21 protein-coding genes, 1 tRNA gene and 1 pseudogene are annotated in these 20165 nt (G+C 67.0%); 11 read left to right on the top strand and 12 right to left on the bottom strand.

Features of this window, described 5'->3' with window-relative positions; all coding sequences use genetic code 11:
* Nucleotides 1–57: 57 nt before the first annotated feature.
* The gene (locus tag ACIP5Y_RS10265) at nt 58–1098 is read right to left on the bottom strand and encodes a TerC/Alx family metal homeostasis membrane protein (protein ID WP_400349442.1); all 1041 of its coding nucleotides are present in this window, start codon (nt 1096–1098) and stop codon (nt 58–60) included.
* Nucleotides 1099–1293: 195 nt separating this feature from the next.
* Nucleotides 1294–1722, bottom strand: coding sequence for a nitroreductase family deazaflavin-dependent oxidoreductase (locus ACIP5Y_RS10260; protein ID WP_400349441.1), 429 nt, complete (start codon nt 1720–1722; stop codon nt 1294–1296).
* A 132-nt stretch (nt 1723–1854) separates the two neighbouring features.
* Between ACIP5Y_RS10260 and ACIP5Y_RS10255 the strand changes: the two genes are divergently transcribed.
* From ACIP5Y_RS10255 to cutA, 4 genes are all read left to right on the top strand, one after another.
* Nucleotides 1855–2229, top strand: coding sequence for a DUF4234 domain-containing protein (locus ACIP5Y_RS10255; protein ID WP_400349439.1), 375 nt, complete (start codon nt 1855–1857; stop codon nt 2227–2229).
* Nucleotides 2230–2321: 92 nt separating this feature from the next.
* Nucleotides 2322–3731: an IS607 family element RNA-guided endonuclease TnpB gene (gene tnpB, locus ACIP5Y_RS10250; RefSeq protein ID WP_400349438.1), complete on the top strand. Its 1410-nt coding sequence runs from the start codon at nt 2322–2324 to the stop codon at nt 3729–3731.
* Nucleotides 3732–3915: 184 nt separating this feature from the next.
* Nucleotides 3916–3989, top strand: a tRNA-Ile gene (locus tag ACIP5Y_RS10245).
* Between the two features lie 567 nt (nt 3990–4556).
* The gene (cutA, locus tag ACIP5Y_RS10240; RefSeq protein WP_400349437.1) at nt 4557–4892 is read left to right on the top strand and encodes a divalent-cation tolerance protein CutA; all 336 of its coding nucleotides are present in this window, start codon (nt 4557–4559) and stop codon (nt 4890–4892) included.
* Here cutA and ACIP5Y_RS10235 read toward each other — a convergent pair.
* From ACIP5Y_RS10235 to ACIP5Y_RS10220, 4 genes and pseudogenes are all read right to left on the bottom strand, one after another.
* On the bottom strand, nt 4873–5175 hold the full coding sequence (locus ACIP5Y_RS10235; RefSeq protein ID WP_400349435.1) for a tol-pal system YbgF family protein: 303 nt from the start codon (nt 5173–5175) through the stop codon (nt 4873–4875). The genes cutA and ACIP5Y_RS10235 overlap by 20 nt on opposite strands.
* A gap of 72 nt (nt 5176–5247) precedes the next feature.
* Nucleotides 5248–5943 carry an isochorismatase family protein gene (locus tag ACIP5Y_RS10230; protein WP_400349433.1) on the bottom strand — a complete coding sequence of 232 codons (696 nt, stop codon included), beginning with the start codon at nt 5941–5943 and terminating at the stop codon, nt 5248–5250.
* Nucleotides 5944–6073: 130 nt separating this feature from the next.
* Nucleotides 6074–6508, bottom strand: a pseudogene (locus tag ACIP5Y_RS10225) (DUF3159 domain-containing protein); the annotation flags it as partial.
* A gap of 76 nt (nt 6509–6584) precedes the next feature.
* Nucleotides 6585–7955, bottom strand: a complete 1371-nt coding sequence (locus ACIP5Y_RS10220) for an MFS transporter (RefSeq protein ID WP_400349432.1) — start codon at nt 7953–7955, stop codon at nt 6585–6587.
* A gap of 212 nt (nt 7956–8167) precedes the next feature.
* Between ACIP5Y_RS10220 and ACIP5Y_RS10215 the strand changes: the two genes are divergently transcribed.
* The 5 genes from ACIP5Y_RS10215 (at nt 8168) to thrS (ending at nt 13572) form a co-directional block, all read left to right on the top strand.
* Nucleotides 8168–9415, top strand: a complete 1248-nt coding sequence (locus ACIP5Y_RS10215) for an FAD-dependent monooxygenase (RefSeq protein WP_400349431.1) — start codon at nt 8168–8170, stop codon at nt 9413–9415.
* A gap of 54 nt (nt 9416–9469) precedes the next feature.
* Nucleotides 9470–9925, top strand: a complete 456-nt coding sequence (gene aac(6'), locus ACIP5Y_RS10210; protein WP_400349430.1) for an aminoglycoside 6'-N-acetyltransferase — start codon at nt 9470–9472, stop codon at nt 9923–9925.
* 93 nt (nt 9926–10018) lie between these two features.
* On the top strand, nt 10019–11155 hold the full coding sequence (locus tag ACIP5Y_RS10205; protein WP_400351227.1) for a serine hydrolase domain-containing protein: 1137 nt from the start codon (nt 10019–10021) through the stop codon (nt 11153–11155).
* A gap of 87 nt (nt 11156–11242) precedes the next feature.
* Entirely contained in the window at nt 11243–12163 is a 921-nt protein-coding gene (locus ACIP5Y_RS10200; RefSeq protein ID WP_400349429.1) for an NADP-dependent oxidoreductase, read from the top strand.
* 170 nt (nt 12164–12333) lie between these two features.
* Complete coding sequence (thrS, locus tag ACIP5Y_RS10195; RefSeq protein ID WP_400351226.1) at nt 12334–13572, top strand: threonine--tRNA ligase; 1239 nt, start codon at nt 12334–12336, stop codon at nt 13570–13572.
* Nucleotides 13573–13604: 32 nt separating this feature from the next.
* On the opposite strand, the gene ACIP5Y_RS10190 is transcribed toward thrS, so the two are convergent.
* Complete coding sequence (locus tag ACIP5Y_RS10190) at nt 13605–13739, bottom strand: hypothetical protein (RefSeq protein ID WP_400349428.1); 135 nt, start codon at nt 13737–13739, stop codon at nt 13605–13607.
* On the bottom strand, nt 13736–14314 hold the full coding sequence (locus ACIP5Y_RS10185) for a DinB family protein (RefSeq protein ID WP_400349427.1): 579 nt from the start codon (nt 14312–14314) through the stop codon (nt 13736–13738). The genes ACIP5Y_RS10190 and ACIP5Y_RS10185 overlap by 4 nt, the downstream gene beginning before the upstream one ends.
* 61 nt (nt 14315–14375) lie before the next feature.
* On the opposite strand from ACIP5Y_RS10185, the gene ACIP5Y_RS10180 reads away from it, so the two are divergent.
* Nucleotides 14376–15350, top strand: coding sequence for a helix-turn-helix transcriptional regulator (locus ACIP5Y_RS10180; RefSeq protein ID WP_400349426.1), 975 nt, complete (start codon nt 14376–14378; stop codon nt 15348–15350).
* A gap of 87 nt (nt 15351–15437) precedes the next feature.
* Here the strand turns inward: ACIP5Y_RS10180 and ACIP5Y_RS10175 are convergent, their stop codons facing one another.
* Nucleotides 15438–16700, bottom strand: a complete 1263-nt coding sequence (locus ACIP5Y_RS10175; protein WP_400351225.1) for a GAF domain-containing protein — start codon at nt 16698–16700, stop codon at nt 15438–15440.
* A 194-nt stretch (nt 16701–16894) separates the two neighbouring features.
* Here ACIP5Y_RS10175 and ACIP5Y_RS10170 point away from each other — a divergent pair, with 194 nt between their 5' ends.
* On the top strand, nt 16895–18958 hold the full coding sequence (locus tag ACIP5Y_RS10170) for an AfsR/SARP family transcriptional regulator (RefSeq protein WP_400349425.1): 2064 nt from the start codon (nt 16895–16897) through the stop codon (nt 18956–18958).
* Here the strand turns inward: ACIP5Y_RS10170 and ACIP5Y_RS10165 are convergent.
* From ACIP5Y_RS10165 to ACIP5Y_RS10155, 3 genes are all read right to left on the bottom strand, one after another.
* Nucleotides 18953–19495, bottom strand: a complete 543-nt coding sequence (locus ACIP5Y_RS10165; protein WP_400349424.1) for a hypothetical protein — start codon at nt 19493–19495, stop codon at nt 18953–18955. The two genes, ACIP5Y_RS10170 and ACIP5Y_RS10165, sit on opposite strands and share 6 nt — an antisense overlap.
* A gap of 159 nt (nt 19496–19654) precedes the next feature.
* Entirely contained in the window at nt 19655–19831 is a 177-nt protein-coding gene (locus tag ACIP5Y_RS10160) for a DUF6374 family protein (RefSeq protein ID WP_400349423.1), read from the bottom strand.
* 75 nt (nt 19832–19906) lie between these two features.
* A complete protein-coding gene (locus tag ACIP5Y_RS10155; protein WP_400349422.1) occupies nt 19907–20122 on the bottom strand; it encodes a hypothetical protein in 216 nt (71 codons plus the stop codon).
* Nucleotides 20123–20165: the final 43 nt, after the last annotated feature.

Below are 20165 nucleotides of genomic sequence, written 5' to 3'. Positions count from 1 at the left end.
CTTCACCGTACTTCGCGGGCCGGAGCCCGCGCACGGCACCGATTTCCGGGGCGGGGCTCAGGCGCTGGGCGTGCTGATTTCGGCGTCCGGCTGCTGCTGACCGCGGGTGGCGCGCAGGCTGGTGAAGGTCACCGTGGCCAGTACCACCACGATCACCACCAGTGAGGTGGCGGTGGGGATCGTCGGGACGCCGCTCCAGACGCCGTGCGCCCAGTGCAGTACCAGCTTCACGCCGATGAAGGCGAGGATGGCGGCCAGGCCGTAGGCCAGGTGCACCAAGCGGGACAGGGCGGCGTGCAGGACGAAATACAGTGCGCGCAAGCCGAGCAGCGCGAAGGCGTTGGTGGCGAACACCAGGAACGGGTCACCGGTGACGCCGTACACGGCGGGCACCGAGTCGACCGCGAAGACCAGGTCGGTCGCCATGACCGCGGTCACCACCAGGGCCAGCGGGGTCAGGGCGCGGCGCAGCTTGGACGGCTGCGCCGGATCGGCTTCGCGCACAATCATTTTGGTGCCGCGGTAGTCGTCGGTGACCGGCCAGATGCGGCGCAGCAGTCGCACCGAGCGCATGGACGAGATATCGACGTCCTGTTCGTGCCCGCCCGCCGCGTCGGCCAGCAGTTTCACCGCGGTGATCAGCAGGATCACGCCGAACAGCAGGAACGCCCAATCCAACGTCGCCAGCGCGGCGGCGCCGAGCGCGATGAAGATGCCGCGCAATACGAGTGCGCCCGCGATGCCATACAGCAGTACCCGCTGCGCCAGCGCCGCCGGCACCGCGAACGCGGACAGCAGCAGCATGAAGATGAACAGGTTGTCCACCGACAGCGATTTCTCCAGCAGATAGCCGGTGAAGAATTCCATGGCGGGTTTACCGCCGTTATTGCCCCAGAGGAACAGCCCGAACAGCACGGGCAGGGCGATATAGAAGATGGTCCAGCCGATGGCTTCCCGCATGGATACCTCGTGCGGGCGTCGGGTCAGGGTGAAATCCAGGACCAGCAGGGCGAGCACGGCAATGATGGTGCCGCCCCACAACCACGGCGTGCCGATGGTGTGGATGACGGGGGCACTCGCGAAAACAGTAAGGCTCATGGGACCTCCTCGGGCATGGGAAACCAGCCGAGGTCTCCTTCACCCACGTAGATCCTGCTCGCGGGCAATCATCCGGGGGACGCGACGGCGCGGCCCGTACTGACCGGAGTGATTATTGGGAAGTACTCCCCTCTACGGCGGTGAGGATAGTCGACCCTTACCTCGCATGTCCACTCGATGTGGCCCGTATCGCGGTCAGCGGGGGCTGAGCACCACCACGGAAATCGGACGGTCGGTCTTCTTCTGGTATTCCGTGTACCGACCCTGATTGACCTTGTCGACCAGGTCCCAGCGCCGCGCATAATCCGGGTCGTCCGGGTAGGTGGGCCGGGCCGTGACCGGAATCCGTTTCGGCCCGACCTGGATCTCGACCTTCGGGTCGGCCTTCACATTGGCCAGCCACCCCGGCGGCTTCGTCGCGCCGCCATTGGAGGCGGTCACCAGATAATCGCCGCCGTCCTTCGCATAGGTGAGCGCCGACGTCCGCGCCTGCCCGCTCTTGCGCCCGACCGTCCGCAGCAGCAGCGTCGGATTCCCGAACAACAACTTGTGCCCGACCAGCCCATTGCTGTTCTCGTAGATCCACTGATGTGCCTTCAGCACGTTCCCGAACAGATTCGCCATCGTTCCTCCTGCTCTAGTGGTCGATGCCCACATTAACGCTTCACGAAGCGGTCACGATCTTGTGGATACGGTTCCCGGAAAGGCTTCGCCGGGAGCCCCGAAATTCGCACTACACCAACAGGATCGAACGCAATGACTACTGCCCTCGCGGCCCCCGTGAAGTACCGTAACCCAGTCCTCGTCTGGCTGGTCTGGCCCCTGATCACCCTCGGCGTCTACTTCTTCGTCTGGTACTACAAGATCCACAAGGAGATGGCCGAACTCCGCCGCGACCCCGAAGCCCCCATAGCCGGCCCCCTCCTGGTCATGCTCTTCCTCTCCTGGACCGGCATCGCCGCCCTGATCAGCTTCTGGCGCACCGGCACCCGAATCCGCCAATCCCAAGAAGCCGCCGGCCTCGAAGCCACCTGCACCCCCCTCCTCGCCTTCCTCCTCAACTTCGTCTTCGGCCTGGGCGTCCTCTACTACCAACTCGAACTCAACAAAATCGCCGACCGCTTCGCCTGACATCCACCGGTTGCCCTGCTCCGAACTACTGGGGCAGGACAGTCTATTGGGGGCGCAGAGTGAAATCGTTTCAGCCGCAGCCAGGTTGGGTGGTGCAGGCATACAGATTCGCCCTCGATCCGAACGTCGGCCAGGATGCGGCTCTGAGGTCGCACTGTGGTGCGGCGCGGGCAGCGTACAACTGGGCCGTGGGGTGGGTATCGGCGTCCTGGTGGCAGCGTCAGGCCGAACGGTCCTATGGGATCGAGGACGCGGATTTGACGCCCTGGCGGCCCTGGTCGTTGCCGGAATTGCGGAAGGTGTTCAACGTCGTCAAACGGACCGATCCACGGTTCGCAGCCTGGTGGGCGGAGAACTCGAAAGAGGCATACAACACCGGGTTGGCCAATGCCGCCGCGGCCTTCGACAACTATGCGAAGGCCAAGACCGGCGGGCGGTCGGGCCGGGTCGGCATGCCGCGGTTCAAGTCGAAGCACCGCGTCACGATGGCATGCCGGTTCACGACAGGCGTGATCCGTGTCGATCCCGATCGCCGACACGTGACACTGCCTCGACTCGGGACGATCCGCACTCATGAATCCACCCGAAAACTGCAACGGCACATCGCCGATGGCACCGCCCGGATCTTGTCGGCGTCAGTCAAATTCGAGCGCGGCCGTTGGTGGGTGGCCTTCAAAGTCGAAGTCCAGCGGCGTACTCACTCTGCCCAGCGGGCTGGTGCAGTTGCGGGTATCGACGTCGGTGTCCGGAACCTGGCGGTCGTGGCAGACTCCTCGGGCGCGGTCCGCTTCATCCCGAACCCCGGCCACTACGACGGTGCGATTACCGTGCTCAGAAGGCTGTCCCGGCGCGTATCGCGCCGTCGAGGCCCGGATCGCCGTAGTGGCCGGGAACCGTCCAAACGCTGGTTGCGGGCGAATACCGAACGTAACCGCGTACTGCACCGGGTGGCGAACCTGCGAGCCGACGCACTCCACAAGCTCACTACGAGTATCCGATCCGATTACGGCACCGTCGTAATCGAGGACCTCAATGTGGCCGGCATGCTGCGCAACCGGCGACTGGCTCGCAGGATCGCCGATTCCAGTTTCGGTGAGATCCGCCGCCAGCTCACCTACAAAGGCGACTGGAACGGCGGCCGCACCATCGCGGCAGACCGCTGGTACCCCTCGTCGAAGACCTGCTCGCACTGCGGTGAGGTGAAAGCCAAACTGTCCCCGCATGTTCGAGTGTTCACCTGCCGCACCTGCGGCCTGTCCATCGACAGAGACGAGAACGCGGCCCGCAACCTGGCCGCCCTCGCAACGACCCACGATCCAACCGGTACCGGAGTGGCCGGAGACCGGGGAGCGACAGCTCCGAACCCTCGTGGAGCCGACCGGAAGACCCGCACAACGCACCCGAACCGCAAGGCGACGGCGCGGCGGGCAGGTGGCGCAACCCCGCACCCGCGGTCAGAAACGAGAGACCGTCATCAAGACACCACCACCCACCTCGGCTGATGGTGACACCGATACGGACCTTCCTCGCCGAAAGGCCGAGGACTGCCGACCCATCCACCGATGAGATCGGCAACGGCGGTAGCTCAGTCGGTTACCCGATCGACGCCCCGCTACGGGAGCGTCGCCCGAGACACCGGTGTTTGGTTTGTCGGTTCAAGCCGCTCTTGCTAATGTGCCGTGGCAGGCCCCTGTAGCTCAATCGGTTAGAGCTGCGGACTCATAATCCGTCGGTTGCCGGTTCGAGCCCGGCCGGGGGCACCTTGACGTGCGGCGTGTCATTTCTGGACACACCGGCCTCTTTTCTTCCAGCTAACAGGTGGCGGCCTGTCTGTTGGTGGCACAAATCAATCGGCTTTGAGCCGAAGGGTACGTTCCACATGCGCGGGATCTGAGTAAGCCTGGTGAACCGACCGATCCACAGTGTGAGGTGGCCTGGGTCTGAACGGGCGCGGCCCGGCCGGATGGAAATCCAGCGGGCGGCGTCCGGAACGCCTGCACCGCAGCAATTCCCGCAGCAGGGTATGCACCGCAATACGCACAACCGATGTACGGACAGGCGTATCCGCAGCAGCAGTACGCGCCTCCGGATCATCGACAACCATGTTTCCGCGGGCTCGGCAGTGACCTACCGTCGTCAATGTAAGGGGCAACCGCTCCGGGTGCAGTGTTGCTGTTCGTGTTCACGTGGGCATCGGGAATATCGTCTATTTCTGGCCGTTCATCGGGACCCCAAGCGCCGCAGAGACGCCCGTGAGGTGCCAGGCCGCCTCGATCGGGACTACGCGCGGGCACTGACAGCCAAAGCCCCGCGCCTACTGTTCTCTTATGACTCAAGCACGGGTGTGGACAGTAACGTCGACAACTCCGACCGAGGAGGACGCACGGAAGATCGCTCGGACCGTGGTGGCCGAGCGACTCGCCGCGGGTGCGGAGGTGACCGGGCCTGCGATGTCGGTGTTCTGGCACCTCAACGAGCTTGGGGAGGGCCAGGAGTGGCGTGTCACTCTCAAGACCTCGGCCGCAGTCCGGGACGAGCTGGCTGAGCGCATTCTCGAGTTGCACCCGTGGGCCGGCGGACCCGAGATCACCGCGACACCCGTCGAGTGGTGCATCGACAGCTACGCCGAATGGGTCGAGAAGTTCACAGCTGCACCGGAATAGGGGACTTCGCGGTGGCGGCCAGCCGTGCGAGGGCGGCCGCTCCGGCTGCCAGCACGGGCTGTGTGGTCTCTCTGATTCGCGCCAGCGGGCGCACGGATGCGACCTCTCCTGCGAGGGCGAAAGCCTGCTCGGTTGTTGCAAGAGCGTTGGCGTGATCGCCTGAGTCAAGATATGCGTCGGCGAGCCAAGTCAGGTACAGGGCTTTGTCTCTCGCCCAGTTGTCCGGGTAGTCGGCGAGGGCTCGCTGTAGCGGAGGAATGGCGCGCTCGGGCTTGTGCAACACCGACCAGACTCGATCAAAGGAGCTCAGCAGTGTTCTGAACTACGAAACCGCTAGTCACAGACGAGCGTAGGGTTATTTTCCTGCGGTGATCATGGTCAGCAGGTCTGGGGTTGGGCGGACGTCGCCGAAGGATCTGTAGATGGTGTGGAGGGTGGCGTTGTGGTCTTGGTCGCGGGGGGCGGCGTTGGCGTCGGCGATCATGATTACGCGGTAGCCGCGGGTGGCGGCGTCTCGGGCTGAGGATTCGCAGCAGACGTTGGTTACCGTGCCGGTGATGAGGACTGTGGTGATGTTTCGCTGGTCGAGTAGGTCTGGGAGGGGGCAGCGGCCGGGGAAGAAGGCGCTGAATGCGGACTTTTCTACGAAGAGGTCATCTTTGTGGGTGGACAAGCCTGGCCATAGACGAGTGGGTAGTGGGCCGGAACCGCCTGAGGTGCTGTAGGTTTCGGCGATCTGGCTGCCGAAGAAGGCTATCGAGGCTGCGCTCGGCTCGTCTGTGCCGGGGAGGACCCAGGCGATCGTGCCGCCGGCTCGGCGCAGGGCTTCCGCCAGGCGGTTGATGTTGGGGACGATTGCGCGGCAGTACGGGTTGTCGGTGACGTGGAACGGCACCATGTCGATCACGATCAGTGCGGTGCGCGGGGGATCGACGGTGGGGTAGGCGAAGCGGCGGCCGCGGCGGGATTCGTGGCGGGCGTACTCGCGGGGCTCGATGTGCCAGTCGTGTGTTTCGAGCTTCTCGACATCCACGGTGTCGAAGTCTCTCACCGGATCGGTGTGGGGTTGCCCTTTTTTCGGGGGCGGCGTACCCAAACCCAGGTGCCGGCGAGGGCGGCGAGTAGGGCGGTTTGTTGAGGATCAGGGCGAGGGTGCCCAGTGGGACAACGTTGTCGGCCAGGTAGGGCGGGGTCATGATGAGGACGTGGGCGAGGCAGAAGATCGTCCAGGCGGCGGTTATGCGGCGGTGCAGACGAATTCGGGTGACGGCGTTTGTGGACGTGGCGGGTTCGACGTGGAGCCTTCGGCAGATAGGCAGAGTGAGTGGGGTATTGGTGGCCAGGCTGATGCCGAATGCGACTGCCAGCGCGGCGTAGAGGATCAGCGCGGGGAGGAAGAAGTCTCGGCCTTGGCCGGTGACGGCGGCGGTCGCGGAGAAGACCAGGACGACGGCGGTTGAGATGGCGACTGCGGTGGGGCGGTCGCGGTGGTGCAGGCGGAGGGCCGCCGTGACGGCTGCGAGGGCTATGCCGGTTGGGATGCCTTGCAGGACATAGCCTATGGCGACGGCGAGGATGGGGGCGCCGCCGTCGATCAGATGGCGGCTGCCGCCCATGTCGCGGATCTTTGTGCGCAGTTCCCCGAGACCAGTGGTCGGGGTGTCTGCGCGCGGACGCGGTGTCCAAGGATTCTCAGCTGCCGAGGGTGTACTGCGGTGTCGCCTGTCCGGCCGCGGCGGGGACGGGATCGAGGTCGCTCGCGTCGGGGATTTCGGTGCCGTGCAAGGAGGTTCCGGCTGTTTCGCGGAGGAAGGACCAGGCGATCAGGCCGATCAGGGAGGCCGCGACCATGTAGGCGGCGGGGAAGAGGGACCAGCCGGTCTTCTCTATGACGGCCTCGTTTACCAGTGGGGCGGTGCCGCCGAATATCGCGGTGGAGATGTTGTAGCCGAGGGCGAAGCCGGCGTAGCGGACGTGGGTGGGGAAGATCGCCGGGAAGGTTGAGCTGATGGTCGACAACTGTGGGACGTAGAGCAGGCCCAGAATGACGAATCCGGTGATGGCCCAGGCTGTTCCCTTGCCCATCAGCCAGTACATCGGGATGGCGAGGACGGCCAGGCCGACCAGGGAGACCAGCCACAGGGGGCGGCGGCCCACTCGGTCGGAGAGGCGGCCGAAGAAAGGGAGGGAGATCATCATGACCAACTGCCCGATGAGCATCATTGCCGTGGTGGTGGATTCGCCGAGGCCGATGGTGCGCTGCAGGTAGGTCGGCTGGTAGGTGAGCAAGGTGTAATTCACGACATTGAGGGCCACTACCAGGCCGATCAGGGTCAGGAGTTCCCGGCGGTAGGTGGTCACGACCTCGCGCAGGCCGGTCGGTGGCTGGTCGCGGTCGGATTGTTCGGAGAGTTCGTTGAAGACGGGGGATTCGTCGAGGCGAGTGCGCAGGTACCAGCCGATCAGGCCCAGGGGGACGGCGAGCAGGAAGGGGATGCGCCAGCCGCCGTCGTGCATGCCGCTGGAACCCAGGACCAGCTGACAGGCCAGGACCACGGTCGAGCCGCCGACGAAGCCGGCCAGGGTGCCGAATTCGAGGAAGCTGCCGAGGAAGCCGCGTTTGCGGTCGGTCGCGCATTCGGCCAGATAGGTTGCGGCGCCGCCGTATTCGCCACCGGTCGAGAAGCCTTGTACGACACGGAGAGTGATGAGCAGGATCGGCGCGAGGACGCCGGCGCCGGCGTGGGTCGGGAGGATGCCGATCAGACCGGTGGCGAGGGCCATGAGCAGGATCGTGGTGGCGAGCACGGCTTTTCGGCCGATGCGGTCGCCCAGCGGACCCCACACCATGCCGCCGAGGGGTCGCAGCAGGAAGGAGACGGCGAAGCCGAGCATGGTGCCGAGGGTGCCGAGTGCGCCCGGGAAGAAGGCATCGGTGAGGTAGGTGGCCGTGGCCGCGTAGACGCCGTAGTCGTACCACTCGGTGGCATTGCCCAGCGCGCTCGCGGCCACCGATCGCCGTAGCGGGAAGCCGGATGTCTTCGATTCCGTCTCTTGTCGCACGAAACAGACCGGTACCCATGAACGGTGCGGGCAAACAGCGGGCATCGATGAAATGGCCTCGTTCATCACCCGCTACCAGGGCGGAAGTGGCAAAAGTGATCGTCGCCACACATCTAGTCGAGCGCGGCCCCGCGCCCGTAACTCGGTTGTCACGCTCTGATCCCCGGTGAAGACTGAGGTGAGTTCATGGCATCGTGCGGGGAGGATTCACCATGTCGCAACCGATTCGCGTGCTCGTCTGCGGCGGCGGTATCGCGGGTAACGCCGTCGCCCTGCAACTCCTGCGGGCAGGTATCGATACCACCGTCGTCGAACGGGCGCCCGCGCCGCGACCCGGCGGCCAAGCCGTCGACCTGCGCGGACCCAGTCGCAAGGTGGCCGAGCGGATGGGGCTGATGCCGGGCATCCGCCGGCATGCGCTCGACGAGCGCGGGATGGTGTTCATCGACGACCGCGGTCGCCGGCGGGCGCGCATGCCGGCCGAGATGTTCGGCGGCGAAGGCATCATCGCCGATATCGAGATCACACGCGGTGACCTCAATCAGGTGCTGCTCGACGAAATCGCCGCACTCCCAGCGGAATCCGGCGTACTCGATTACCGCTACAGCGAATCGGTCGCGGAGCTCGAACAGGATGCCGAAGCGGTGAAGGTGCGCTTCGCCTCCGGCGCGGTGGCCGACTTCGACCTCGTGATCGGGGCCGACGGTCTGCGTTCGGCCCTGCGGGAGCAGGTATTCGGCCCGCACGAGCAGTTCACCGAATATCTGGGCGCCTATATCGGCTTCTTCACCATCCCCACGCCGGCGGACTCGAAGCTGGAAACCGGTTGGGTCGGTGTGTATCCCGTGCCCGGCAGCGTCGTCGCGTTGCGGCCGGACCCGGACCCGGCGACCTCCATGGCCATCATCTCCACCCGCGTCCCCGCCGACGACCGCCTGCGCGGGAATGTCGCGGCGCAGCAACAGCTCATCCGCGATCGACTGTCCGGGCACCACTGGGTGGTTCCGGCGATTCTGGACACCATGGCCGACGCCCCCGACTTCTACTTCGACGAGGTGGCCAGGATCCGGATGCCCGAGTGGTCGCAGGGTCGCGTGGTGCTGCTCGGCGATGCCGCCTGCTGCGGTTCGCCGATGACCGGCATGGGCACCGCGCTCGCCCTCATCGGCGCGTATCTCCTCGCCGGTGAAATCGCCACCACACCGGACGATTTCGAGCGTGCCTTCACGCGCTACGAGGAACTGCTGCGTCCACTGGTGACCGCCGTGCAGAAGGGCACCGAGGGGCAAGTGCGGCTGCGTCACCCGGAAACCCGTCGCGGGGTCGCGTTCATGCAGGGCCTCGTAGCGGTGATCGCGTCGCGCCCACTGCAGCCGGTGCGCGCTCTGCTCACCCACTTGATCGGGAAGGGAGCCGAATATCCAGTACCCACGTACCCGGGAGATACCGGCCGAATATAGATTGCCGGGCCGGGCGCGTCCGGTTCGGGCGCTTGCCCGGAATACGCTGGCGGCATGAGAATCCACCGGTGCGGTCCGGAACACCTGGACGATCTGGCCACTCTCCGCGCCCAATTGTGGCCCGACCTCACGGTCGCGCTGCATCGCGCGGATATCGCCGACGCATACGACGGCTCCCGCGCGGCGGTCGCCTTCCTGGCCCGCGACGGCCGGGACCGCCCCATCGGCTTCGCGGAGGCTACCTTGCGCACCGACTATGTGAACGGCTGCGACACCTCGCCGGTCGCCTTCCTGGAAGGCATGTACGTGGATACGGCGCACCGCCGCGCGGGCATCGCCCGAATGCTGTGCGACGCAATCGAAGCCTGGGGCCGCGCCCACGGCTGCACCGAACTCGGCTCGGACGCCCTGCTGGACAACCCCACCGGCCAGGCCATGCACGCCGCACTCGGTTTCGAGGAGCGCGAACGCGTCGTCTACTACCGAAAGATGCTGGGCACCGGCCACTGACGGCGCGCGGTCCGGTGGTGGCAGCCCTACTACCGCCCGGGCGGTAGCAGGCTGTCGCCCGTGGGTCGCCTTTCATAGCTTGGGGTCGTGAGGATGAAACTTGCGGTGCTGGGCGTGGCGATGGCGGCGGTGACGGCCTGCGGCGTGGACGGTTCGGGCGATAACGAGGAAGCCGGCCTGGGCGAGATCACGGCTGCTCTGAATGCCGCTGTGCACCTGGGATTTCCGGGCGCGCAAGCCGTGATCGACGACAAAGGCCACACCTGGACGGTGACTTCGGGTGCCGGTGAGCTGGCCACGGGCAAGCCGTTCCCCGGCGATTCCAGGATTCGGATCGGCAGCAATACCAAGCCTTTCGTGGCAACCGTCATGCTGCAGTTGGTGGCCGAGGGCAAGGTCGAATTGGATGCGCCGGTGGAGCGGTATCTGCCGGGTGTGGTGCACGGGCCGGGTATCGACGGCAATCGGATCACCATCCGAAATCTGTTGCAGCACACCAGTGGCCTGCCCGAGTATGCGGCGGAATTCGGTGATACTCCCAAACCCGGGCAGGTCGAGATCGTGACCGAGCACGCACGGTGGACGACCGCGGATATGGCTGAGGTGATACGCAATGCCTTGACCGCTCCGGCCGATTTCGAGCCCGGCGCGCAATGGCGGTATTCCAACACCAACTACGCCGTCGCCGGGATGGTGATCGAGAAGGTCACCGGGCATTCGGTCGCCGCCGAGATCACCGGCCGCATTATCGAGCGACTCGCTTTGCGCGACACCTACTATCCGGAGCCCGGCGAAACCGATATCCGTGGTCCGCATCCCATCGGGTACAGCGAGGTCGGCGGTCAGCGGGTCGACTACACGAGCCAGAACATGTCATGGGCCGGCGCCGCGGGCGCGATAGTCGCGACCGGCGCCGACCTCGACCGGTTCTGGGCCGGCCTGCTGGACGGAAAGCTGCTGCCGCCCGCGCAATTGGCGGAAATGAAGAATGTCAGATCCGTCGACGACAAAGGCACGCTGTCCTACGGTCTCGGAATGATGCGGATGTCGCTCTCGTGCGGGAAAGAGCTGTGGGGGCACACCGGAGGCACCTCCGGATTCCTGACCTTCGACGGCGTGGTCCCGGCGACCGGGCGAGCGGTGACGATCGCCTTCAACCAGGACCTCATCGATCACGAGCACAACTCGGCGGGGTTTCATACACTCGATGTCGCAGCGTGCGGGGCCTGAGGTCGTTCCTGCCGAAATACCAAGTGCTCGAAGGGCGTCCGCGCATAATGCCAGGGGAAGAGATTTCACGCGCGGAAGGAGCGGGGGATGAAGGCTGTTCGCCTCCACGAACCGACAGGCATCGACGGGCTCGTTTATGAAGACGTCCCCGATGCCGAGCCCGGACTGAGCGAGGTACTGATCCGGGTGGCCGGATGCGGTATCACGCACAATGAGCTGGATTGGCCCGTCTGGACCTGCCGGGCGGGGCATAAGCGGACTTCGATCATTCCCGGTAACGAGGTGTCGGGCGTGGTAGTCGGGCTGGGGTTCGGGGCGGCCGGGTTCGCCGTGGGCGACGAGGTTTTCGGGCTCACCGACCAGCTGCGGGACGGCGCGGCCGCCGAGTTCGTCGCCGTCGAGCAACGGAATCTCGCATTGAAGCCCCGGACCCTGGATCACGTGCAGGCCGCCGCGGTGCCGCGGGCCGGGCTGACGGCCTGGCAGGCCCTGTTCGACCACGGCAAACTGGCGGCGGGCCAGACGGTGGTCATTCACGGCGCGGGCGGCGCGGTGGGTTCGGTGGCCGTACAGCTCGCGCATTGGGCCGGGGCGATAGTGATCGGTACCGGGCGCGGTCATTCCCGCGCGCTGGCCACCGAGATGGGCGCGGATCGGTACGTGGCGCTGGATACCGATCGGCTGGAAGATCTTGCCGGGCAAGCGGATCTGGTGGTCGACACCATCGGCGGTGAGGTGCTCGCGGCCTCGGCCGACCTGCTCCGCGAGGGCGGCCGGCTGGTCACGATCAAGGCGGCCTTCGACTTCCCGCCCGGCCGCGACGATGTCGAGAAGATCGTCTTCGTCCAGGTCTCGGACCGCAATCAGCTCGCCGAGCTCGCGCGCCTCATCGACGACGGGACGCTGCGCCCGCCGGTCAGCGAGGTCTACCCGCTCGCGGACGCGATCAAGGGGTTCAGCGCCAAGGCGGCCGGTGGCCTCCCCGGCCGGATCGTGCTCCAGCCTTGATCGGCCCCGCCGCGAAAAGTCCTTTGGCCGAAGGGGATGTGCCGGGGTAGCGTTCCGCCATGCAGCGCGCGCAGTCCACGACGACGCCGGATCACGTCCCGGCGCGCTGAACCTTGTTCTGATCGAAGCCCCGGGCGGATGCCCGGGGCTTTCTCGCGTGGTCATCCGCCCTGTATCGGGAGGAGTCCCACATGTACGACCATCGGAAGCTGGGCCGGGAACTCGGCTTGTTCGACACCGCCCCGCTGATCGGCGCCGGGCTGCCGTATTGGCTGCCAGACGGGGCGATCGTGCGGCACAGCCTCGAGGAATACGTTCGCGAGGTGGAGCGCCGGGCCGGCTACCGGCATGTGTATTCACCCGTGCTCGCCAAACGGGAACTGTACGAAATCTCCGGGCACTGGGCCCATTACAACGAGGACATGTACCCGCCGATGGATATCGGCGGTGAACAGGTCGTACTGCGGCCGAGCCTGTGCCCGCACCACGCGATCATGTATCGCGCACGATCGCACAGCTATCGCGAACTCCCACTGCGCATGGCCGAACTCGGGGCAATGTATCGCTCCGAATTGTCCGGGGTACTGGGCGGTTTGACCCGCGTGCGCTGCATTCAGCTCAATGACGCGCATATCTTCTGCACCCTCGATCAGGTCGCCGAGGAGGCCGCCGGCGCCTTGGCTTTGATCGGGGCGGCATACGCGGCCATGGGTATCGGCATTGCTCGCTATCGCCTTTCACTACCGGGCCCGGGCGGGAAATATGTTGTGGCGCCGGAGATGTGGCGGCAGGCGAGCAAGATTCTGAGTGCGGTACTCGATCGTTCCGGAGTCGCGTACGAGGCGGTCGAGGGCGAGGCCGCGTTCTACGGACCGAAGATCGACGTCCAACTCTCCGATCACGCGGGCCGCGAGTTCACCTTGTCCACCGTGCAGGTCGACTTCTACCAACCCGAACAATTCGATCTGCACTACGTCGGCGCGGACGGCGATAAGCATCGACCGGTCATGGTGCACCGCAGCATTATCGGCAGTGTCGAGCGCGCGGTCGCGCACCTGATCGAACTGCACGGCGGCGCCTTTCCGGCCTGGCTGGCTCCGCTGCAAGTGGCGGTCCTGCCGATATCCGGTGCGGTGGAGCCGGCGGTGGCGGAACTGCGTGATCGTTGCCTGCGCGCGGGTCTGCGCGCGGAGGTGATGGACGCCGAATCCGGGAGTCTGGGTGCGCGCGTGCGGGATACCCGGCTGGCGCCGTACCAGTTCATCCTCGGCCCCGCCGAGATCGCGAACGGCGAGGTGGCCGTCCGGCTCAGGGACGGCCGCCGCCTGCCTCGGCTATCCGCCGAGACCGCAGTCGCGGGTGTTCGCGCGTTGGTCGAAAGCCGCGACACCCGCTTGTGGATCGACTGACCACAGCCGGGCGAATCCACCGGGAACATGAGTCATTCGGGAATGATCGCCACCGCATCGATCTCCACGAGCGCGCCCGGGCGCGCGTGGCCCGCGGTCGAGACCACGGTGATGGCGGGGTTGTGGTAGAGCTCTTCGGGGTCGACGTGGGTCGTCTTCGCGGTCATACGGTCGCTCCCTGTCGGGTGTGCAGATAGAGGTCGCGCAGCAAGGAGACCTCGGACAGATGATGGATCAACTCGCGATGGATGTGCAGCACGAGCGTCGCCATGGGAGCGTCCGGGTAGGGCTCCTTCGGGCCGACCGGGGTGCGGAGTGCGGTTTCGCTGAGGCCGCGCACCCCGGTCACCCAGGCGTCGACCTGGGTGTCGAGTTGTTCGAGCGCGGTGGCCGCATCGCCCGCGTACTCCCAGGACTCGTAGGACGCGGCGGGCGCGCCGAAGTGCGTGGCATTGCGCATGGCCAGCACGCCCACGATGACGTGCGCGAGCCGCCAGGCGATGGTGGTGAACGGCGCGGGAACCGGTGTGGGATAGGCGTAGTCGATGGTGAAGGCTCCGGCGCCGGGCTGCGGCGGCACCGCCGAGGCGTCGCGTGGCCGGATGTTCCAGGCGTCCGGCGCCGGTGACCAGAGGTATTCGTCGTCGCTGAGGCCCTGTAGCCGGGCCCGGATCTGATGGTCCCAATGGAACTCCCACTGCTCGCGCAGGATCCGGTTCCAGTCGAAGTCGTCTGCATCCATGCCGCTACCCTGGCACCCCTAGCGGACAGGATCGGTCCGCTATCTGTGGCAGGGTGGCGAAATGGCGGACGGCGCGGACCGGGGGACGACCGAGCGGGTGCTCACCCTGCTCGGGCTGTTGCAGCAACGCCAGGTCTGGACCGGACCCGAGCTGGCCGAGCGGCTCGGCGTCACCCCGCGCACGGTGCGGCGCGATATCGAGCGGCTGCGCGCGCTCGGTTATCCGGTACGCGCCTGCCAGGGCGTCGGCGGCGGATACCAATTGGGCGCCGGACAGGAACTGCCGCCGCTGCTGCTCGACGACGAGGAAGCCATCGCCACCGCGGTATCGCTGCTCGCCGGTGCGGCCGGCGCCGGTGACGCCGCGCTACGGGCGCTGGCCAAACTCGACCGGGTACTGCCCACCCGGCTACGGCACGAGGTGCGCGCGCTCGCCGGTTCGGTGGAGTCCTTCGCCGGAGCCCGCATACCCGTCGATCCGGAAACCCTGCTGGCGCTGGCGAGAGCATGCCGCGACGAGGTGGAGGCCGGTTTCGACTACCCGTCCAACGGTGAGCTGCGCCGCCGCCGCGTCGAGCCCTACCGCCTCGTAGCCTCCGATCGCCGCTGGTATCTGCTCGCCTACGACCTCGATCGCGACGACTGGCGCAGCTTCCGCGTCGACCGGATGAGCGAGGTTTCGGCGCGCACCTGGCGATTTCACCCGCGGGTGGCGCCCGATGCGGCGCGGTATGTCCAGGAGGGCGTGGCGAGCCGCGTCTACCCGCATCAGGCCCGATTTCTCGTGCACGCACCGGCGGACATTGTGCGCGAACAACTTTCGCCGTCCGCGGCCGCCGTCCGGGAATGCGGGGACGCGGCCTGCGAGGTGCTCAGCGGCGCCCGCAACCTCGACGGCGTACTCCTGCACATCCTGCTGCTGGGCCACGAGTTCGAAGTGCTCGACCCGCCGGAGCTCGGGCAGCGTTCCCGCGCACTGGCGCAACGCCTGCTGGCGGCCGGCGCCCCGGTCCCGCCGCCGGCTGGCAGCGGCTGACAGCGCCGTGCCAGTGCGGCCCGCGAACCTGTCGGGAGCACGCCGCCCTTCGAGGAAAGGTCCCGCATGGCGCTGTCCGTATGCCGCTCAGGGCTTGTCGTGGATCAGTGCGCGGACGGCCGGAGCGACGGCATTCCGGATGAATCGGCACTCGCCGTAGCCGCCGTCACCGAGGTTGACGGTGAGTTCCACGGTGTCGTTGATGCGGTACGGGCGGTTCTCGATGATCGACCCGAGGACCCGCCGCAGCCGCGACACCTCCGCCCGCACGGTGACCGCGTGCTCGGCATCGCCGTACAGGGCGACCCCGAGCTCCGCGACCGACATACCGGTCCGGCCCTGCCGGTGCAGGAGCAGCAGGATCTCCGCGTGCCGGGCCGAGAGCGCACTGCGCCAGCTCGATTCGGGTCCGGTGACAATCGCCGTCGGAGGTCCGGTCAGGTCGAGTTCCAGCCGGATGGGCGCGGCTTCGGGTCGCGGCCGGAGCAGCCAGCCGGCGCCGAGTCGTTCCGGTATGCACAGGCCGAGACCGGGGACGTGCAGCGCGCGTTCGTCGCGCGGGGCCGCGATGCGGCGGGCCGGCGCCAGGCCCGCGGCGTGCGCGACCCAGCCGTGCTGGTCCACGAGCAGCGCGGGCCCGGACAAGGAGGCGAGTGTCGGTCCGGCGCTGGTGCGCAGTCGTTCGAGCGAATTCTGGTGCAGTCCCTGCAGTTTCACCTCCGCCAGCCGCGCCACCGTGGTGACGAGCGCGGTGATCGCCGGATGCAGGGTCAGCGCCGGACCGCTGAGATCGACGACGCCGAGCAGGTCGCCGGTGCGCGGATCGTGGATCGGGGCGGCGGTGCAGTACCAGCCGTGCTGTGACTGCTCGTAATGCTCGCCCGAGAACAGTTGCACCGGTGCGGCTTCGGCGAGCGCCGTGCCGATGCCATTGGTGCCCACGGTGGATTCGGTCCAGACCGCGCCCTCCCGGAAGCCGACACTGTCGGCCTGGCAGCGGATGCGGGCCGACCCGGCCCGCCACAGCACGACCCCGTCGACGTCGGTGATGACAACGATGAGCTGTGAATCGTCGGCGACGGCGTGCAGCACCTGGATGATCTCGCCGAGCACATCGGCCAGCGGCGATTGGCGCCGGCGTTCGATCTCGTCCGCGGGCAACAGGGTTCGATTGTTGGTCTGGTCGGCGGTGAGGCCGGCCTCCCGCACGCGGGACCAGGAGCGGGCGATGAGCGGGCGCGGGCGCAGCGGGGATTTGCTGCCGCCGAGGACGGCGTCGTGCATGCGGATCAGGTCACGGGCGTACCGCGGAAGATCCGTGCCGGGCCGGATTGCGCTGAAATCACCCACGGTATCCATCCTGTATCCACAAAACCGTACCGATCAGCATATTTCGGGGTAGCGGCGCGCGCACATCGATATGCAACGTGCCGCAACCCTTGAAGCCCGCACCCCGGCACGGTTTTGTTCTGAAGAATGCACAGGATCGATGGCCAGGTGAGTAGTTCATGCGGGTAGGACTGTTGGGGCCGACGACACTGTCAGTGACGGAGAACACCACCCAGGTGGGCGGACCTCGGGTCCGCGCCCTGCTGGCCCTGCTGGCGCTCGACGCCGGCCGGGCCGTACCGGTGCCACGGCTGATCGACCGCATCTGGGATCAAGAACCACCCGCCGCCGCGGAGAACGCACTGCAAACGCTGGTCCGCCGGCTGCGCGCGATCACACCCGAGCACACCGTCAGATACGTGCAGCGCGGCTACCTGCTCACGATCGAGCCGGACGCCGTCGACCTCCACCGCTTCGCGCACTCCCTCGAAACCGGCCGCCGCGCCCTCACCGCGGGCCGCCCCGAAGCGGCGGCCGCCGCCCTCGACGAGGCGCTACACCTCTGGCGTGGAACGGCTTTCGCCGACATAGGCGATATCGCCCACTTGCAGATCGTCGCCGACACCGTCGCCGGGCAACGCCTGGACGCCATCGAACTACGCGCCGACGCCTACCTCGCCCTCGGCCGCGCCGCCGAAATCGTCCGCGAACTGACCGTCGAGGCCGCGGCCAACCCGTTCCGTGAACCCCTCGCCGCCCGCCTGATCACCGTCCTCGCAACCGTAGGCCGCAAAGCCGAAGCACTACAGGTATATCGGCGCACCGAGCAGACCCTCGCCACCGAACTCGGCGTCGCCCCGTCTGCTGAATTGCGCAGAGCAGTAGAGCACCTCGCGGCGCCGGCGGCCGAATCGGCTCACCGCGAGCCGAGCACGCCCCGCCACCCCGCCCCGGCGGTCGCGCTGCCTCACCCGCACCACAACAATCCCCACGACCGGTATCTCCGCCGCCCGGCCTTCGATTCGCACGGCCGGGTTGCCGGTTTGCCCGGCAGAGATGCCGATCCGCGTAGCCCGGGGCCTGCCTCGCACCTCGCGGCACCCTCGGGCCGCGCCCGGTTGCCGCGGCGGTTCACCAGCTTCGTGGGGCGCGAGGAGGATCTCGCGGAGGTGGTTCGCCTGCTCGCGGCGAGCCCGATGGTGACGCTGGTCGGGCTGGCGGGCGTCGGGAAGACGCGTCTGGCAACGGAACTCGTGCATGCTCGCGGTCCTGACTGGCCGGATGGTTATGTCTTCGTCGAGTTGGCTGGGGTCGGCCCGGAGCAGGCCGGGGTATCCGCTCGGGCAGCGGTGGGCGCTGCCGTGCTATCGGCGCTCGGGCGGGTGGAGCGAGTCGACGCCGATGGCGGGGACTGGATCGAGGTGCTGGCCCGCGCGCTGCGGGGACGGCGGATGCTGTTGATCCTGGACAATTGTGAGCATGTGGTGCTGGCCGTCGCGGAGCTGGCAGACCAACTGCTGCAACGACTTCCGGCGCTGACGATCCTCGCGACCAGCCGGGAAGCACTGGGGATCGAGGGGGAGCGCAGGTATCCGCTGCGCACACTCGACCTGCCGGACTCCGGTGGCACGATCGAGGCGGCCGGTAACTGTTCCGCCGTACGGCTGTTCATCGACCGCGCGACCACCGTGCGGCCGGATTTCACCCTGACTCAGGACAATTGCGCCGACGTTTCCACCCTCGTGCGTGGCCTGGACGGTATGCCGCTGGCGATCGAACTGGCCGCCGCCCGCTTGCAGGTGCTGTCGCTACGCGCGGTGATCGAACGACTCGATGATCGATTCGCCCTGCTGACCAGCAACTCCCGCCGGATCTCCGCGCGGCACCGCAGCCTGCACGCCGCGGTGGCCTGGAGCTGGGCGCTGCTCACCGAGCGTGAGGCCGAATTGGCCCGCCGCATATCGGTTTTCGGCACGGGCGCGACCCTCGATATGGTGCTCGCGAGCTGCGCCGACCACCCCACCGACGCCTCGGGTCCCGTGCGCGCCGCCACCGCCGCCGGCCTCGTCGACACCTTGATGTCCCTGGTCACGAAGTCCCTGGTGGAGTTCGACGGCACCCGCTACCGCATGGCCGAAACGATCCGCGCCTACGCCGCCCTGGAACGCGAGTCGCCCTCGTCGCCGGCCAACCGGCCCACCGCGCCCGGCGAACCCGGCCGCCAGGAGGCGGGCGACCGGATTCGGTGCCGGGCCGTGACACCCGGAGCCCTGTTATGACACCGCGCCGATGAATCCTCCGATCGCCGCACCGATCGCGCAGCCGACGATCGCGCCGACGAGGAAGAACCAGATGCCGATCACGATGCCGATGAGGCAGCCGACCACGGCGCCGGCGATTATCGCGCCGCCGTCCCCGTCGGCCTGATGGATGAACGGCAGGTTCTGGACACTGGCCGCCGCCGGAGTGGGGCCACCCACCGGGGTGAGGGTCAGATCCGTGGGATCGGCGAGTGCCGGTGTGACGGCGAAGGTTTGGCCGGTGTCCGCGACCAGGGTCGTGGGTATCGTGCCGACGACCGCGCCGTCATTGGAGAGCACCTGAACGCCGCCGGGGGTGAGGGCGAAGGTGCCATTGTTCAAGCTGACGTCGGCGCGCGAATGGTCGGCCGCCAGCGTGGTGGTGTAGCCGACCGGGCCGGCCATTCCTCCGAAATTTATGTCGGCCAACGTCGCTTCGCCGTTTGCCGTGGCCAGGGTGACTCCCGTGGCCGCTATGGCGAATACCGCTGTCGCCACCAACTTCCTGGTAAACATGTTCTCTTTCCATCCGTTCGGGTTTTCCTTGACGTTCCCCCGACGAACGGCTTCGGACGTAAGACAATAATGCGCTTGCCATGCATTTGCGTCTATAGGAAATCGGCTCTGTAGGAGCGGTTTTTCAGGTTGCGGTGATCTCTGGCAGTCGGCTGTGAACTAGGCGAGATGTTCGGTCTCCTCGCGGAAGATCCGTAGGCCCTCACTGATCTTCCCGGCGGCGATCTCCAACTGCTCAGGGGTGAGCATCTTCCCGAAGGCGGCCGCATTGAGTAGTTGGCTGCGGGCCTGATCGAGGTTCATGGTGGCCCAGTCGCGGCGTGAGAGTTCCGGCATGTCCCGGAACGATACCTCGAGTAGAACATTTGTTCGAGTGTTTGCGTGGAGGCGGTATCACGACCGGGGTGAGCGTCAGTTGCGCGGCGCCCAGTGATTCCCGCCCTCCGAGAGGCGGGCCCTGTTGTGCAGCAGGTAGCGCAGCGACAGCTGCGCCACCCGCGCATAGAGCAACGGCCGCACGGCGAGATCCCGCAGCCGCTCGGCCGAGCTCCGACGCGGCGGACGAATGCCCTGGTAGCGGTACAGGAACCAGGTCAGCGCACGATTTCCGGCTGGAACGCGAGGCATGGGTCGAGCCTAACTATGCAGGCCGACGGAAATGTCCCATTGC

Origin of the sequence: Nocardia sp. NPDC088792 (genome assembly GCF_044750615.1) — a bacterium.
GTDB lineage: Bacteria > Actinomycetota > Actinomycetes > Mycobacteriales > Mycobacteriaceae > Nocardia.
This window is presented reverse-complemented; position numbering and strand designations above follow the sequence as displayed.